The 16,773-nt window shown below is 70.8% G+C and carries 12 protein-coding genes, 1 tRNA gene and 1 other RNA gene; 4 read left to right on the forward strand and 10 right to left on the reverse strand.

The features are described from left to right. The first annotated feature begins 6 nt into the window (after nucleotides 1-6). The gene (locus B7K23_RS02685) at nucleotides 7-1,509 is read left to right on the forward strand and encodes an alpha-N-arabinofuranosidase (RefSeq protein WP_084126087.1); all 1,503 of its coding nucleotides are present in this window, start codon (nucleotides 7-9) and stop codon (nucleotides 1,507-1,509) included. Between the two features lie 185 nt (nucleotides 1,510-1,694). Here the strand turns inward: B7K23_RS02685 and B7K23_RS02690 are convergent, their stop codons facing one another. The 4 genes from B7K23_RS02690 to B7K23_RS02705 all read right to left on the reverse strand — a co-directional run bounded on the left by B7K23_RS02690 (nucleotide 1,695) and on the right by B7K23_RS02705 (nucleotide 5,595). Next, on the reverse strand, nucleotides 1,695-2,891 hold the full coding sequence (locus tag B7K23_RS02690; RefSeq protein WP_084124872.1) for an alpha/beta fold hydrolase: 1,197 nt from the start codon (nucleotides 2,889-2,891) through the stop codon (nucleotides 1,695-1,697). Between the two features lie 67 nt (nucleotides 2,892-2,958). Then, on the reverse strand, nucleotides 2,959-4,638 hold the full coding sequence (locus tag B7K23_RS02695; protein WP_159451282.1) for a methyl-accepting chemotaxis protein: 1,680 nt from the start codon (nucleotides 4,636-4,638) through the stop codon (nucleotides 2,959-2,961). A gap of 120 nt (nucleotides 4,639-4,758) precedes the next feature. Beyond that, complete coding sequence (locus B7K23_RS02700) at nucleotides 4,759-5,457, reverse strand: LytR C-terminal domain-containing protein (RefSeq protein ID WP_143338051.1); 699 nt, start codon at nucleotides 5,455-5,457, stop codon at nucleotides 4,759-4,761. A gap of 50 nt (nucleotides 5,458-5,507) precedes the next feature. Next, nucleotides 5,508-5,595: transfer RNA gene (locus tag B7K23_RS02705), tRNA-Ser, on the reverse strand. 162 nt (nucleotides 5,596-5,757) lie between these two features. On the opposite strand from B7K23_RS02705, the gene ffs reads away from it, so the two are divergent. Next, nucleotides 5,758-5,854, forward strand: an RNA gene (ffs, locus tag B7K23_RS02710) — signal recognition particle sRNA small type. A 42-nt stretch (nucleotides 5,855-5,896) separates the two neighbouring features. Here ffs and B7K23_RS02715 read toward each other — a convergent pair. From B7K23_RS02715 to B7K23_RS02725, 3 genes are all read right to left on the reverse strand, one after another. Next, complete coding sequence (locus B7K23_RS02715) at nucleotides 5,897-6,727, reverse strand: aldo/keto reductase (RefSeq protein WP_084126088.1); 831 nt, start codon at nucleotides 6,725-6,727, stop codon at nucleotides 5,897-5,899. Between the two features lie 103 nt (nucleotides 6,728-6,830). Further along, on the reverse strand, nucleotides 6,831-8,108 hold the full coding sequence (locus tag B7K23_RS02720) for a family 1 glycosylhydrolase (protein ID WP_084124875.1): 1,278 nt from the start codon (nucleotides 8,106-8,108) through the stop codon (nucleotides 6,831-6,833). Nucleotides 8,109-8,369: 261 nt separating this feature from the next. Beyond that, entirely contained in the window at nucleotides 8,370-9,374 is a 1,005-nt protein-coding gene (locus B7K23_RS02725; protein ID WP_084124876.1) for a LacI family DNA-binding transcriptional regulator, read from the reverse strand. Between the two features lie 183 nt (nucleotides 9,375-9,557). Between B7K23_RS02725 and B7K23_RS02730 the strand changes: the two genes are divergently transcribed. Both B7K23_RS02730 and recR read left to right on the forward strand, forming a co-directional pair. After that, the gene (locus B7K23_RS02730) at nucleotides 9,558-11,714 is read left to right on the forward strand and encodes a DNA polymerase III subunit gamma and tau (RefSeq protein ID WP_084124877.1); all 2,157 of its coding nucleotides are present in this window, start codon (nucleotides 9,558-9,560) and stop codon (nucleotides 11,712-11,714) included. A 72-nt stretch (nucleotides 11,715-11,786) separates the two neighbouring features. Next, nucleotides 11,787-12,383 (forward strand): recombination mediator RecR, encoded by a 597-nt coding sequence (gene recR, locus B7K23_RS02735; protein WP_084124878.1) that lies wholly within the window; start codon nucleotides 11,787-11,789, stop codon nucleotides 12,381-12,383. Between the two features lie 521 nt (nucleotides 12,384-12,904). Here the strand turns inward: recR and B7K23_RS02740 are convergent. The 3 genes from B7K23_RS02740 to B7K23_RS02750 are packed head-to-tail and all read right to left on the reverse strand — an operon-like array spanning nucleotide 12,905 to nucleotide 16,675. Next, nucleotides 12,905-14,143, reverse strand: coding sequence for an ABC transporter permease (locus B7K23_RS02740; RefSeq protein WP_084124879.1), 1,239 nt, complete (start codon nucleotides 14,141-14,143; stop codon nucleotides 12,905-12,907). Then, nucleotides 14,140-15,087: an ABC transporter ATP-binding protein gene (locus tag B7K23_RS02745; protein ID WP_084124880.1), complete on the reverse strand. Its 948-nt coding sequence runs from the start codon at nucleotides 15,085-15,087 to the stop codon at nucleotides 14,140-14,142. Before B7K23_RS02745 ends, B7K23_RS02740 begins: the two co-directional genes overlap by 4 nt. Nucleotides 15,088-15,136: 49 nt before the next feature. Next, nucleotides 15,137-16,675: a carboxylesterase/lipase family protein gene (locus tag B7K23_RS02750; protein ID WP_084124881.1), complete on the reverse strand. Its 1,539-nt coding sequence runs from the start codon at nucleotides 16,673-16,675 to the stop codon at nucleotides 15,137-15,139. Nucleotides 16,676-16,773 lie beyond the last annotated feature (98 nt).

The following is a 16,773-nucleotide window of genomic DNA, read 5'->3' on the forward strand; positions in this document are numbered from 1 at the left end:
GACTCCATGACCACCATCACGCTGCACCCCGATTTCCGCGTCGGGCCGATCGATCGCCGTCTCTTCGGCTCCTTCGTCGAGCACCTGGGACGATGCGTCTACACGGGCGTGTACGAGCCTGGCCACGCCACGGCGGACGAGCACGGCTTCCGACGCGACGTCGCGGATCTCACCAAGGAGCTGGGCATCTCGATCGTCCGCTATCCCGGGGGCAACTTCGTCTCCAACTACGTGTGGGAGGACGGGGTCGGGCCCCAGGAGCAGCGCAAGCCGTTCCTGGACCTCGCGTGGCGGACGGTCGAGCCGAACACGGTCGGCACCGACGAGTTCCTCCAGTACTGCGAGCGCGAGGGACTCGAGCCGATGATGGCCGTCAACCTCGGCACGCGCGGAGTCGAGGCCGCCGCGGCGCTCGTCGAGTACTGCAACGGCGAGGCCGGCACCAGGTGGGCGGACATGCGCATCGCCAACGGCCGCGAGAAGCCGTACGGCGTGAAGCTCTGGTGCCTGGGCAACGAGATGGACGGGCCGTGGCAGATCGGCCACAAGGACGCCCACGAGTACGGCAAGCTCGCGGCCGAGGCCGGCAAGGCGATGAAGCTCGTCGACACCGGCATCGAGCTCGTCGCGTGCGGCTCGTCGTCCATGTACATGGACACGTTCGGCGAGTGGGAGCGCACCGTCCTGTCCTATACGTACGACGTGGTCGACCACATCTCGATGCACGCCTACTACGAGGAGCTCGACGGCGACCGCGCGTCCTTCCTCGGCTCGGGCACCGGGATGCACCGCTTCATCGAGCGCGTCGTGGCGTCCGCCGACGCGGTCGGGGCGCAGCGGCGCAGCGACAAGCAGATCACGCTGTCATTCGACGAGTGGAACGTCTGGTACCTCGTGTCGCGCTTCCCTGGCGAGAAGAACCTGCCGATCCAGCGCGACGCCCCGCGCATCATCGAGGACGCCTACTCGGCGCTCGACTCGGTGGTGGTGGGCGACCTGCTCGTCACCCTCCTCAACAACGCCGATCGCGTCGCCGTCGGCTGCCTCGCGCAGCTCGTCAACGTGATCGCGCCCATCATGACCGAGCCGGGCGGGGACGCGTGGAGGCAGACGACGTTCCACCCCTTCGCGACCACCTCGCGCCTCGCGCGAGGAGACGTGCTCGACCTCCGCATCGACTCCGAGACGATGCCCACCGAGAAGCACGGCGACGTGCCCGTCGTGACCGCCGCCGCGACGATCGATCCCGAGACCGACGAGGTCGCACTGTTCGTCACGAACCGCTCCGCGGAGGAGCGGACCGTGACGGTGCGGCACCCCGGCGCGGTCCTCCGCCTGGGCGGAGGCGCTGCCGTCCTCGCGGACCACGAGGGCGCGCGCGAGTCCCAGGAGGCCGCCGAGGCCTACGGGATGGTCGACGCGCTCCCGGTCGCGCACGGCGAGGACGAGATCATCCTCCGGCTCGCGCCGGAGTCCTGGACTGCCTTCAGCGGCGCTCTCCACCGCTAAGCGAAGGGGGCAGGGCGCTCGGGAGGGAACGGATCTCCTCCACCTTCATCCCCCCTCCCGAGCGCGTCCCTCCTCAGGCCTTCCCCAGAACTCGTGGCGGCCCTCGGCGAGCAGCGTCGGTGTCGACTTACCGATTCGTCGAAGGACTCCCCATGCTCACCTCGAAGCCCTCCCGCCGTGAACGCTCAGTCGCCAGCCAGGAAGCCGTCGATGTGGTCGAGGAACTCCTGCCAGGCGGGCTCTGACTCCCCGATGAGGTGGCTCGCGCTGTCGAGCAGCACCAGCCGGCTGTCCGGGATGAGCGACGCGAGCTGCGTCGCCTGAGAGACCGGCACCCTCCTGTCGTCCCGCGAATGGAGGATCAGCGTGGGACAGCTGACCTTCGGCACGAGCGCGGTGACGTCGATCCGTCCGAACTCCTCGAGGAAGGCGACCGCATTCTCACCGGGACAGGTGCGCTGCTGGAACCGCGTGAAGTCGTCCCACTCCGCGACCGAGCCGTGCGGCAGGAACTGAGAGGCGAAGACCCGCATGAAGGTCGCGTCCTCCTGCTCCCAGCCGACGCGGGCGAGATCGAGGTCGAGGTCGGCCTCCGCGCGCTCCTCCTGCGTGCGCGCCCGGACCCGCCGGCCCTGCGCGTACGCGCCGGCCAGGATCAGCCGGCTGACGCGCTCGGGGTGACGCACCGCGTACGCGAGCGCCACCGCCCCTCCCTGCGAGACGCCGAGCAGCGGGAACCGCTCCAGCCCGGAGGCCTCGACAACGGTCTCGAGATCGCTGACCCAGTCGTCGAAGGTGTTGCTCCTGGCGGCGTGATCCGACATGCCGCACCCGCGCTCGTCGTAGCGGACCAGCGTGCGGTCACGCGCGAGTCCGTGCAACCAGTGGCTCCACACCGGGCTCTCCCATTCGAGATCCAGGTGGGTGATCCAGTTGGCCGCCTTCAGCAGCACGGGGCCCGCGCCCACAGTCGCATAGGCGATCCGCGTGCCGTCAGCAGCGCTGCAGAACTCGATGCGCTGCGGGAGCACATCGTGAGGCGGCCGCGGCGGGTCGTCAAGGCGGTCCTGCGTCACCTCGCCGACGAAGCGGTAGCCGCGACCGTGAGAGGTCTGGATCAGCCGCTGCTCACCCCCGCTGTCCCCGACGGCCTTGCGGACGGACCTCAGCGCGGTCGTGAGCGCGGACTCGGACACGAAGCGCGTTCCCCAGAGCTCGTCGAGAAGCTCCTCCTTCGTGACCACACGGTCACGATGCTCGATCAGGTGCCTCAGCAGGTCGAACACCCGGGGCTCGACGCGCACCGTGTCACCGCCACGGCGGAGCTCGTAGGCGGCGGTATCGAGAGCGAAATCATCGAATCGGTACAGAGACCCGGTCACATCGCGAGGATAGACCGCTGGACCGCGCGATGCCCGCACGCTCCACGCGCGCGGGCATCGCGTCAGATCAGTACGAGAAGGCTCGCACCTTGTCGTGCATGCGCTGCGCGAGCTGGGCAAGCTCCTCGACCGCGGCGTTCATCTCGCCCAGCACGGTCGCGGAGGTGGAGGCCGCCTGGGCCACGCCGCTGATGTTCGAGGCGATGTTCTGAGACGAGCCCGCCGCATCGGAGACGCCGCGCCCCATCTCGTTCGTGGTGGCGGTCTGCTCCTCGATCGCCGAGGCGATCGTCGACTGGAACTCGTTGATGCGCTCGACGATCTGGCTGATCTCGGCGATCGCGGAGACCGCGCCGTCGGCGTCGGCCTGGATGGTCTGGACGCGGTTCGCGATGTCCTCCGTCGCCCGCGAGGTCTCGCGCGCGAGCTCGCCGACCTCGCCGGCGACGACGGCGAAGCCACGACCGGCGTCGCCCGCGCGGGCGGCCTCGATCGTCGCGTTGAGCGCGAGCAGGTTGGTCTGGTCCGCGATGCTCGTGATCACCTTGACGACGTTGCCGATCTCCTGGCTCGAGACGCCGAGGCGACCGATCTGCTCGTTCGCACCGTCCGCGGCGGTCGCCGCCTGCGCGGCGACGCGCGCGGCCTCGGCTGCCGAGTGCGCGATCTCGCGGATCGACGCGGACATCTCGTCCGAGCCCTTGGAGACATCGCCGAGGTTGTCGGACACCTGGGTGGCCGCGGAGGACACCGCGTCGGCCTGAGAGGTCATCTGAGCGGCGCCCGAGGCGACCTGGCGGTTCGAGGCCGAGAGCTCCTCAGACGCTCCCGCGACCTGGGTCGCGGACTCGGCGACGCTCTCCATCGTGGAGGCGAGAGTGGCCGTCGCGGCGTCGAGAGCCTGGCCCATCCGCCCGAGCTCGTCGGTCGTGGTCGCTCCCGAGCGGACGGTGAGGTCGCCGCGGGCCAGCGCGTCGGCGACCCCGTGAACGCCGGCGATCTGCTTGCGGATCGTGTTCGACGCGATCACCGCGATGGTGAGGCCCAGCGCGAGGCCCACGAGGAGCACGATGATCGCGAGGGTCGTGTAGGCCGACGCGGTCGAGGCCGCCTCGGCTGACAGGTCGCTCGACGCGGTCGCGACCAGTGTCTCCTCGGCCTCGAGCGAGTCGATCGCGGCGGAGAGCGTCGCGGAGGCCGCCTCGAAGGCCGCCTGGAACGCCTCGCGGTCGCCGGTCGCGGCGGCAGGGAGCATGACGCTGTCGCGCTCGGCCTTCCACGCCTCCCAGGACGCGTTGAAGTCCGCCCAGTCGGTGCCTCCGAGCGTCGCGGTGGCGTCGCCGAGCGACGCGATGCCGGCCTCGTAGTCGGCGGCGGCCGCCGCGAGGTCAGCATCGGTCTCCGAGATGCTCGCCTCCCACTGCGCCACCTCGTCCGCGGTCGAGAGCGGCATGGCTGCCGCGGTGCCGATGAGCATGCGCGCCTTGAGCTCCTCCTGATGCACAAGCCCAATCGTGAACGAGACGTCGTTCTGGAGCGTCGTGAGCTCGTCCGCGGCGCTGGCGACCTTGCCGAGCGCGTAGATCGACGTGCCTGCGGCGAGCGTCGCAACGACGGCCAGCCCGACGACGAGGGAGACGATCTTGGTGCGCATGCCCCAGTTGCGGTAGCTCTTGACCAGGCCCAGGCGGCCCGTCGAGACGGCGCCTTCGGCGGCGACAGGGGTGGCGGAAGAGGTGGCGGTCATCGGTGAGGGTCCTTTCATGGACGGTCACCCGAACAGATCGACCGAAGTGTCAATTAGATGAGGGACCCGGCACGGCCAGTTCTGAGAACGTCACCGCGTGACGCAAGAGGCCTGGTGCTGCTACTCGTCGGAGGACGACGCGGAAGCGCTCGGCGTGGCGGTCGCCGTCGCGAGCGGGTTCTCCGGGATCGTCGCGGGCGCGGGCTCCTGCGCGATCTGGGTCCACGGCAGGCAGTCCTCGTCCGTGTAGAGGTCCACACCTGAGGCGAGCGCGGAGTCGTAGATGCTCACGAGCGACTCCGACGCGTCGTACTCCTCGCCGACCACCAGGTCGACTGTGGAGCCCTCGCGGTTGTCGAGCACGAGCTTCGCGTCGGTGAAGTGGAGCGCGAGCGTGTAGGCCTGCGCGATCCCGTTCGGGCCGAACATGATGCGGACCACGCCGTCGTACGACCTCGACCAGTTGGTGGCGCCCAGCATCGTGAAGCCGCGTCCCTCGAGCGTGTTGCTCACGTCGGTCGCAAGACCGTTGGTGCTCGTGCCGTTCATCACGCGCACCGCGACCTCGCTCGCGTCGAGCGGCGCGGTGTCCGCGGGCGGGCATGCGAGGGTGATCGTGGACTGATAGTCCTCGAGCGAGGTGACGAAGGACGCATCGAAGGGACCCTCGGCCTCGCCGCGGTACACAGCAGCGGCGCCGACTGAGAAGGCGGCGATCACGATGAGGAGAAGGCCGAAGACGACGACCTGGCGCTCGCGACGATGCCGACGCACGACCTCGCGGCGGGTACGGAGACGACCGCCCCTTCTCTCGCTCACGTGCCCCACTCTCGACGACGGACCGGGTTGCCACGATCCGTGGCGCAATCTGGCGGAGGATGGGGGATTCGAACCCCCGAGGGCTTGCACCCAACACGCGTTCCAGGCGTGCGCCATAGGCCGCTAGGCGAATCCTCCAGGCCCGTAGATGATACCCGAGCATGGCCGAACCGCGAAAACGGCTCGCGACGGGGCCTCACGGACGATGCTGGGGTGGGGTCGGGGACGATGCGGAGGGATGGTCGGGGACCGCGCGCGAGCGGGGATTCGACGCGCCCTCGCGGCACGTTAGACTTGTCCGCAGACCCCCCACGTGGCGCTATCTCGCCCAACTCCCCCAGGTCAGGAATGAAGCAAGGGTAAGCGGGCTCTGGCGGGTGCGTGGGGGGTCCTTTCATGCCCTCTGCGGGCTCGACCGCATCGTCTCGTGACCGCAGGTTCAGTTGAAGTGCGGGATGTCCTCGCCGGTGCGGTTCCCGGCCTCAAGCGCATCGATCGCACCCATCTCGGCCTCGGTGAGCACGAAGTCGTCGACCGCCAGGTTCGCGACGATCCGCTCCGGGTTGACGGACTTCGGCAGCGGGACGGTGCCGTGCTGCACATGCCAGCGCACGATCACCTGGGCCGGCGTGCGACCGTGCCGCGCCGCCGCCTCGACCACGGCGGGGGCGCTCAGATCGGCCGACCGGCCCAGCGGGCTGTACGCCTCGACGACCATGCCGTGCGCGCGGCTGAGCTCCTGAAGCGCGCGCTGCTGGTAGGTCGGGTGGACCTCGATCTGGTGCACGGCAGGGACCTCGTTCGCGGACGCGAGGAGCTCCTGGAGATACGGCTCGATGAAGTTGGACACGCCGATCGACCGGGCCCCACCCTCCGCATGGAGCCGCTCGAAGGCCGTCCACGTCTCGGCGAACAGCCCCCGCTCGGGAGCCGGGAAGTGGATGAGGTACAGGTCGATCTCGTCGAGCCCGAGCAGCTCACGACTGCTGTCGAACGCGCGCAGCGCGCTGTCGTAGCCCTGATCGGCGTTCCACAGCTTGGTCGTCACGAAGATCTCGTCGCGGTCGATCCCGGATGCCGCGAGCGCCTTGCCGACCGCGCCCTCGTTGCCGTAGGCCGCTGCGCCGTCGATATGCCTGTAGCCGGCGGCGAGCGCTTCCTCGATCAGGCGCTGCGCGTCGTCCGACGGGACCTGGAAGAGGCCGTAGCCGATCGCGGGGATCGTGTTCCCGTCCCGCAGCTCGAGTCGCGGGAGTCTCTCTGCAGTCATCATTGGTCTCCATTTCTTGGGCGGACGCGCCGGATCACGAAGGCGCGCGGGTCAGGGGTGCCCGAGCGCCAGGCGGCGGCAGGGGCGAGAAGAGAGGCGGTCGTCACCGCCGGCCCGAGAGCTCGAGGGATGCCGCGGCGTGACCTCGGAACCTGTCGACGGTCGAGGTGCGGACCCTGCGGAGCGATCCGTCGGCCTCGGGCACGAGGCTCCAGAGCCCCTGGCGGGTGACGTAGTCGTGAAGCGGGGCCCTCTGCTCACGGTAGTTCCACGTGTACCAGTCGAGGACGGCCCACCACGTGTATCCGAGGATCGGCATGCCCTCGGAGCGCAGGCGGTGCACGGTCGCGACCGAGGCGTCCAGCCACCGCGTCTGCGCGGCGGCGTCGCCGGCGACGCTCGTCTCGGTCAGCATCACGGGAGCCTGATACCGCTGCCAGAACCTCGTGAGGACGTCGACCAGGCCCTCGGTCCCCTCGTCGACCCTCGGGCGGGGGTCGTCCAGGGTGCCCGCCGGGACGCGGGACCCGCTCACGAAGGCCTCGGTCGAGACCTGGGGGTAGTAGTTGACGCCCATGACGTCGGGAAGCGCGACGTGGTCGCGATGCCACGCCAGGGACTCCTCGGCGAACCCTTGCGCGAGCAGCCACGAGGCAAGCGGATGGTCCTGGCCGATGCGGCCCGTGACGAGGTCCTCGACCACGAACTGACGCTCCCTCAGGAACGCGACCTCCTCGGGGAAGCGCTCGGTCTCGCCCGTGAAGCGATAGGACGCCTCCACGTGCACGAACTCGGCCTCGCCGCCCGACACCTCGGCGATCGCCGCCTGGCACTCCACGATCCCTCGTCCGAGGCGCTCGAGCAGCGTCGCGAACCCTCGCTCGCCGGTCAGGTGCGGAGGCCAGATCCCGAACTCGCCGCAGTAGATGGCGTTGAGCAGGGGCTCGTTCAGAGGCGTGAAGGCGCGGAAAACGTCGCCGTACCGCTCGGCGATCTTGGCCGCGTAGGCGGCCATATGCTGCGGGTAGTCGGGATTCGCGAACGAGCCCTCGAGCCATAGCGGCGTGCCGTAGTGCATGAGGTCGATCACGGGCCGCAGCCCGAGTTCGCGGAACCGGTCGGCCACCTCGTCGATCCAGGCGAAGTCCCACACCCCGCGCTCGGGATTGACGCAGTACCAGGGGATGCCCCACCTCGCGTAGTCGGCACCGGCATCGACCGCGAGACCGAGGTCGGCGGCCCAGTTCTCGTAGTGCTGCGTCAGCTCGTACTCATCGAGGGCGCGCCGGCCCGCGAACGGCTCGACGATGAACGTGTCCTCGTACCCGACGCCGAACAGCAGTCGCTTCGTGTCGCTGATCCTGGACCGCGCGGGCGTCATCGGACGGGCCCCGGCGCAAGGACGGCGAACGCAGCCGCGACGGCCGGCATGGACTGCGGTGTGCGAGCGTGCATCGTCTCCACCTGTCAGGGTGCGAGGACCCGCCGCTCGACAGTGAGCCGGCCGGCAGGACCGGAAGGTTCAGGGTTGGTACAACGTTGTATTCCAACGTTGTACCGTGCTGCGAGACCCATGTTCGTGAAGCATCGTCCGGATGTCAACCCGGTGCAGCGCACGCGCGCGCCCGTGCCGTGGCGGCGGTCAGCCCGTCGTCGACGCCCTCGGCACCAGCGCGAACGGCGCGGCGACCCTGCGAGGCGTCGACGGCGTCACCTCACCGTTCATCTGCTCGACGAGGAAGCCGACCGCGGTGTCCGCGATGACCTTGCGGTTGGGGTCGACGCTGGACAGCGGGGGCACGGCGTAGCGCGCCTCGTCGAGGTCGTCGAAGCCGATCACTGCCACGTCCTCCGGCACGCGGATGCCTCGCATCTCGAGCGTGTGCATCCCGCCGAGCGCCAGCAGATCGTTGAATCCGAGGATCGCGTCGAACTCGATCCCCCTCTCGAGCATCGACACCACCGACGCCGCACCCTCGGCTCGATGCCAGACCTCCGCCTCGTTGACGAGGCTCTCGTCGAAGGGCACTCCCGCCTCCGCCAACGCCTGGCGGTAACCCTCGAGCCGCAGCCTCGAGGAGCCCGAGTCCATGACGCCGAGCAGGGCGATCCGCCGCCGGCCCAAGGACAGCAGGTGGGCCGTGGCCGCCTTGGCGCCGCCGACGTTGCCGATCGCCACGTGGTCGACCGGCGGGCTCGCCATGCTCTCGCCCAGCAGCACGAGCGGGAAGCCCACGTCGAGGAGGTCCTCGTCGCCATCGCGCAACGCGAACGTGCTCATGATCAGGCCGTCGACCATCGCGAGGCGCGGCCCCCGGAGCATGTCGAGCTCGGTTTCGCGGTCCCCACCGGTCTCCTCGATGAGCACTCCCATGCCACGCCTCTTCGCCGCGGCGATGACCTCACCCGCGAGCTCGGCGAAGTAGGTGTGACGCAGCTCGGGGATCGCGAGCGCGATCACCCCGCTGCGGCCGCTCCGAAGATGCCTGGCAGAGAGATTGGGCTGATAGCCGAGGGCGCGGATGGCCTCCTCGACCCGCTCACGGGTCTCGGGCCTGACGCTCGGGACGCCGTTGACGACGTTCGAGACCGTCTTGATCGAGACTCCGGCACGCGCCGCCACCTCGCGGAGCGTCACTGAAGCCATCGCAACCTCGTCCCTCGTAGTGGCTTGACCGCAAACATACAGCGTCGGCACCGCGTCCTCACTGGATCATCGCGCCGTCCGCCGCCCGCCGGCGCCGTCCACACCCCGACGGACGATGGCCCGCGTGCACCCACTGGTCCCGGCAGCATCCGGGTGTCCGACCCGCCGGATAGGCTCGTACCCGTGACCACAGCCCTGTACCGCCGCTACCGTCCGGACGACTTCGCCGACGTCGTGGGACAGGAGCACGTGACCGTGCCCCTCATGCAGGCGCTGCGCGCCGACAAGGTCAACCACGCGTACCTGTTCTCGGGTCCGCGCGGCTGTGGAAAGACCACCTCGGCCCGCATCCTCGCGCGCTGCCTCAACTGCGCGGCCGGCCCTACGGACACCCCGTGCGGCACGTGCGACTCGTGCGTCGAGCTGGCGCGCGGCGGAGCAGGGTCCGTCGACGTCGTGGAGATCGACGCCGCGAGCCACAACGGCGTGGACGACGCGCGCGAGCTGCGCGAGCGCGCTGCCTTCGCCCCCGCGCGCGACCGCTACAAGATCTTCATCCTCGACGAGGCGCACATGGTCACGCCTCAGGGCTTCAACGCTCTTCTCAAGCTCGTCGAGGAGCCGCCGCCGCACATCCGCTTCATCTTCGCGACCACCGAGCCGGACAAGGTGATCGGCACCATCCGCTCGCGCACGCACCACTACCCCTTCAGGCTCGTCCCGCCGCCCATCCTCACGGACTACCTCGGGCGCCTGTCGGAGGCGGAGTCGGTCAAGGTCGACTCCGGGGTGCTTCCGCTCGTCGTCCGCGCGGGCGGCGGATCGGTGCGCGACTCGCTCTCCGTGCTCGACCAGCTCATCGCCGGCTCGGGCCCCGAGGGAGTCACCTACGACCGTGCGATCTCGCTGCTGGGCTTCACCGACGCGACGCTCCTGGATGATGCGGTGGGCGCGATCGCGGCCGCCGACGGCGCAAGCCTCTTCGACGTGGTGTCACGGGTGATCTCGACGGGACACGAGCCTCGCCGCTTCGTTGAGGACCTGCTCGAGCGGCTGCGCGACCTCGTCGTGCTCGCAGCTGCCGGCCCCTCGGGAGAGAAGGCCCTCGGCGAGATCCCCGCCGACCAGCTCGAGAGCATGAAGGAGCAGGCGCGCTCGCTCGGTCTCGCGCGCGCCTCACGCGCCGGGGACCTCGTGAACGATGCGCTGACCAAGATGGTCGGCGCCACGTCGCCGCGGCTGCACCTCGAGCTGCTCTGCGCTCGCCTGCTCGCCGCCGACGTCCCGGCGCAGGCGGTCGCGGCACCCGCCGCGGTCCCCCAGGCGTACCCCGCACAGGCATCCCCCGCGCCCACCGCAGTGCCTTCGCACACGGCCCCTGGTGCCGCACCCGCCGCCTCGAGCGAGCCGCCCGCCGCCAGCGGTCTCTCGGGGGCACAGGCGGCCCTCGCGGCCGTGCGGGCGGTGCGCGAGGGTTCCGGCGCTGCTCCCGCGGGCGCCCCGCGACAGCCGGCCGCTCCGCAGGCCGAGCCCGCACAGGCACCCGCGCCCCAGGCACCTGCTCCCGCAACGCCTGCCCCCACCACGCAGACCCGCGCCGCCACCCCGCCCGCGGCGGCGAGCGCCTCCTCGTCCGAGCCTCCGCCGTGGGACGAGGAGCCGGGAGCGCCGTGGGACGAGCCGGCGCCGCCCACCTCGGCGACACCGGTCGTGCGCCAGGAGGCACCCGCTCCTCGGCCGGCACCCTCGGCGCCCGCAACTCCCGCGCCCGCTCCTGCGCAGCACGCAGCCACACCTGCACCTGCACCTGCGACAGCGGCGCCCGCCGCGCCCAGTGCTTCCGCGCCGACCGCCGCGGGTGGGGCCGAGGACACCGAGCTCGTGCGCCGTCGCTGGCCCGAGGTGCTCGGCACCCTCGAACGTCACCGCGTCACGTGGGCCATGGTCAGCCAGAGCGCGCAGGTCGGACGCATCGACAGCGGGGTCCTTCACCTCGCCTTCGACTCGCCCGCGCTCGCGCAGCGGTTCGGCAGCGGCCCCCACTCCGAGAACGTCGCGCTTGCGGTGAGGGAGACCCTCGGCCTCAAGGTGCGCGTCGAGGGATCCCACGGCGTCTCACCCGCGGCCGCCTCGCCTGGTGCCTCGACGCCGGCGCCCGGCGGTGCTCCGTCGGCCGCGAGCGCGGCGGCACCGTCAGCACCCAGCGCGCCTGCCGCATCGTCCGCTCCCGCAGACGACTACGAGGACATCTCGGACGACGACGCGGTGGCGGACGACTCCGCCTCGGCAGGAGTCGAGGTCGTGACGAAGCTGCTCGGCGGCCGCATCGTCGAGTCCTGAGGCCTGCGGCGCGGCGAGTCCGTGGTGCCGAGGTGACCCGCGAAGTCAGCGGGGACGCCTACTCTTGACCCCATGTACGACGGCGCAGTTCAGGATCTGATCGACGAGCTCGGGCACCTGCCCGGCGTGGGCCCCAAGAGCGCCCAGCGCATCGCTTTCCACCTGCTCGCGGCCGACGCGGTCGACGTGAAGCGTCTTGCCGACGCGATCACCACCGTCAAGGAGCGTGTGCGCTTCTGCGCGACGTGCGGCAACGTCGCGGAGTCGGAGGAGTGCCGCATCTGCGCAGACCCGCGGCGCGCGGAGGACCTTCTCTGCGTCGTCGAGGAGCCCAAGGACGTCGTGGTGATCGAACGGACCCGCGAGTACCGCGGCCGCTACCACGTGCTCGGCGGCGCGATCGATCCGATGAACGGCGTCGGCCCGGACGACCTGCGGATCCGCGAGCTGATGGGCCGACTCGGCGACGGCAAGATCCAGGAGGTCATCATCGCGACCGACCCCAACATCGAGGGCGAGGCGACCGCGACCTACCTGTCCCGCATGCTCGTCCCGATGGGCGTCGAGGTGTCGCGCCTCGCCTCGGGCCTGCCCGTCGGCGGCGACCTCGAGTACGCCGACGAGGTCACCCTTGGCCGCGCCTTCGAGGGGCGCCGCAAGGTCAGCTGACGCGGGAGCGCTCGCCGCACCCGCATCGTCCCGTTCGCCCGCCACCGCCGGGGAAGACGACGACGGCCGCGCACCGACGGGTCGATGCGCGGCCGTGCCGTGCGATCGCGGGCATAGGGGATCCGCGATCTGGTCCGTGACCACCGTGGAGGAGGGGTGTGGTGGCCTCGGGGCGCTAGGAAGAATGACCTCCCGGGACCGCCGACCGCGAGTGACGTCGCGGAGAGGCGGTCCCGGGAGCGGTGTGGCGCAGGGCCGGGAACCAGCGGCCCTCGCCAGAGGACACGGCACCATTGAGGGGGTGCACGGCGCGGCCAGCACGGGGCGTCGCGGAGACGGCATGGAGGAAAGGGATTCCCCGCGATGCTCGCTCGATGCGGCTGGCGCCGTATTCGGTGACCGTGTCCATGTCTCCGATTCAACGCCCGCACCCTGAGAGAACGCGCAGAGCGAACCCAGAGGATGCACCGAGTTCGGCACCGCGTGCCGCCAGGCCTCAGCGCAGCGTCACGCGGACCGCTTCAGGCGACCCTGGTGCCCCTCGGCAGGGTTCCGTACGGGACGGCGACGCGCCTCACCGCGATGAGCACCGAGCCCGTCGCCAGGAGCGCGTGGAAGCCGAGCCCCCACGGCCACGTGGGCGACAGCCCCTCGCGCGCCTCGCGCCGGTACAGCTCCTCCTCGGACAGGCCGGGCTGGCAGTAGTCGTCGGTGGTCGCCGGAGGAAGCCGCAGCTCGCGCACGCCCTGCTTGATCGCGTCGAGGATCCCGTAGAACTCGTAGTAGTCGTCCGAGTCCTCGTCGATCGCGGGGGTCGGCGCCGAGTCGGCGACGATCACGTACGGGTTGACCGCGAGCAGCCACCAGAGCCGATCGGTGCGGTAGGTCGTCGTGGTGTAGGTCTCCTCGATGCAGCGATAGGGCTCCCCGTACTCGTCCATGTACGGGTACTCCGAGTCGTCGACGCCGCTCCCGGCGTACGAGTAGTCCCGCCACGTGCTCGTGACCTCGCGCTCGACGGGCATCGTGAGCATGAGCAGGGGGAACAGGATCGGCAGCACGACGACGAGCACCGCGACGGTGACGTAGGTGAGGACCGCGGACGATGCGGTCCGTGCGGTGAGCGCGGACCAGGCCAGCCCCATCGCGCACACGACGAGGAGCTCGGCGGCGAGGACGGCGATCACGGTGAGCAGCGCGGCCGGGTGGGCGTCGGAGCTCAGCATCGCGAAACCCAGGAACGGCACCGCGACCGCGAGGATCGCGAGGGACGCGAACCACGACGCGAGCAGCTTGCCCAGCACGATGTCCCAAGCCGACAGCGTCGTTGCCTGGAGCGGCGCGAGCGTGCCCTCCTTGGAGTCTCCGTTGATCGATGTCGCGGTGAGCGTCGGCGACACGACCAGCCCGAGGAAGAGCACGAAGTACGTGACGAGGCCGAACACCAGGTCGCCCGTGCCCCACTCGTCGCCGGGCACCGCGATCGCGATGAGGCCGGTCACGACGGCGATCAGCGCGGCGATGAGCGCGAGCGCCCACTTCCACTTGGTCGAGCGCACCCGCTGGCGGAGCTCGAGACCGATCACGAGCGTGAGCCCCGACCAGCTCAGGCGGCCGAACGACGGCCGCCCGCGGCGTGGTCCAGGCGACGGCGGCATCGTCCCGGTGGCCTGACCGCCCGACCCTGGCATCGTCTCGAAGGGCGAGTCCTGCGGGCCCCGCGCGGCACCCTGCGCACCCATGCTGTCCCCCGCGCTCATCGCCGCTCCTGCTCGATCGTGAGATACGCCTGCTCAAGCGCCGAACCCACCGGGCCGAACGCGCTGATCCTGATCCCCTGCCCGACGAGCGAGGCCAGCAGGTCTGCCGCATCGTCCGCGTCTGCCACGTGGACGACAGCGACCGAGGCATCTGCGCCCTCGACCGGCGACCAGTCGCGCGCCGCCTGGGACAGCGCCGCATGCACATCGTGGCCCGGCAACGCCGTCACCCGCCATCGAGCTCGGGCGCGCGCGACCTCCGCGTCCGCGCTCTCGCCGAGGGTGACTCCCCTGGACATGAAGACGGCCTCGTCGACCATCTCGTCAAGCTCGCTGAGCACATGCGAGGAGATCAGCACCGCGCGGCCCTCGGACGCGAGCGCGCGCACCAGGTCGCGCAGCTCGATCCGCGAGCGCGGGTCGAGGCCCGACGCGGGCTCGTCGAGGATCAGGACGGCGGGGTCTCCCATGAGGGCGCGCGCGAGCGAGAGGCGCTGCTTCTGGCCTCGGCTGAGGACGCGCGCCGGCTGCGCGGCGAGGTCGGCGAGATGGACCTTCTCGAGCATCGCGAACGCCCGCTCGGTCGCCTCGTTCCTCGGGAGACCATAGGCGCGGCCAAAGGTCTCGAGAGTCTCGGCGCACGTGAGCGAGTCCCACATGCCGAGCACATCAGGCATCCACCCGATCCCTCTGCGCGCTACCGCGCCAGCGGTCACGGGATCATGGCCGAGGACCTCGACCGTGCCGCCATCCGGGCGCAGCAGGCCCGCGAGCATCAGCATGAGCGTCGTCTTGCCACAGCCGTTGGGACCGATGAGCGCCGTCACAGTGCCCGGTGTGAGCGTCAGCGACGCGTTGATCACCGCCTGCACCGACCCGAACGAACGCCTGACCCCCTGCGCGTGCAGCGCGTGCCCGCTCGGCGCCTCTGCCTGGACCGTCATGGTCACCCCCTTGGTGACCGCAAGCGTAGAGCCAGGATGGGCTCAGCGGCTAGACATCCGCGGGTATCGCGGGCGTGGTCGCCTCGGCGAGCACCCGCTCCTGTGCATAGCCGGGCGCCTCGACGCGGGACTCGCCGCGATCGGGATCTCCGTAGAACACCGTCGCGTGGTCGGCCGCGTGCGCCGACGCCTCGACGCGCCCGGTCTCGATCAGCGTGAGCCAATCTCCGTGGACCGCGTCTGCGAGCTCCTGCGGAGCGTCCTCGCCGCACCGCCGCACGGCGACGTCGTCGTTCAGGATGTCGAATCCGAACGGCAGATCCAGGCAGTGCACCGCGAGGCCCAGGTCAGGCATGGGGCTGCACCACCGGAAGTCGTACGCCCACGTGCGCTCCGCGGCTCCGCCTCGCGCGCGCAGGTCCGCCCATCGCGCGACATGACGGCGGAACACCGCGTCCGTCATCGCCTGACCGGCGATGTCCGTGATCCCCGCGCGAGGGCTGCGCGCGATCAGGGCCGCGTGGAGCTCCTCGGGAAGGCCGGCCCTCGTCAGCAGCTCCGCCGCGGACACGTCTGCGAGCGCCTCCGCGGACCCTCCCGTGACGTGGTTGAACTCGTGCGCGGTCGCGCCCACGAGCAGCGCGACGTCGTCGCCCACTCCCGACGCGAGCGCCTCGGCGACCCCCTCGGGGATGAGGTCACCGTCGATCGCGGGCGACAGGAAGAGATCGGGACCCGTGAAGATCCCCGCGAAGGGCTCGCCCTGCTCGGCCCCGAACGAGTCCTGCGCGGCGATGATCGTGCGCTCGGGGACCGCGCGCATCCCGTCGAGGTCCGGCGTGACGCCGAGCCCGCGCGCTCCTCGCTCCGCGATGCGGCGGGCATCGTCCACGGTCATCATCGTGTCCGCGGGAGACAGCGCGAGCGCTCCCGCGAAGAGTCCACGCGCCGCGGGCATGGTCAGCAGCCGCATGACGGCCGCGCCGCCGGCGGACTGCCCCGCGATGGTCACCCTGCTGGGGTCTCCGCCGAACGCGCGGATGTTGCGCTGCACCCATGCGAGCGCGGCCATCCAGTCCAGGACGCCGCGGTTGTGGGGCGCGCCGTCGATCCAACCGAAGCCGTCGTAGCCGAGCCGATAGCTGAAAGCGACAGTGACCACCCCGTCGCGGTGGAAGGCGTGGCCCTGGTACCACGGACTCGCATGCGATCCCCCGACGAAGCCGCCGCCGTGGATGTACACGAGCACCGGCAGCCCGACGTCCGCGCTCGGATCAGGCGTGCCCACGTCGATCGACAGCAGGTCGTCCCCGGGGATCGAGGGCTCCGGCACGAACGGGTCGTCGCCGTAGGGCGACCACCGCTGGGGAGTGGCACCGTGAGCGACGGCGTCGCGCACGCCGGACCACGCCGCACGAGGCGCCGGTGCGAGGAAGCGCAGGTCCCCCACGGGCGGCTCGGCGTACGGGATGCCGAGGAAGCGCGCCGAGCGGCTCGTGCCGCCGTCGCGCGACACCCAGTCCTCCCAGAAGCCGCGCACGGCTCCGGACTCGGTGCGGACGACGGGACGATCTGCGGCGGCGTTCACCCCTCCACCCTAGGCGTGCTCGAGGCGCGGGCGGGCGGGTCGGAAGGCCCGCACGAAGGGTGCGGGCACTCTGTCTAGAATGGGGTGCCGCGACGTAC

Origin of the sequence: Demequina sp. NBRC 110054 (assembly GCF_002090115.1) — a bacterium.
GTDB lineage: Bacteria > Actinomycetota > Actinomycetes > Actinomycetales > Demequinaceae > Demequina.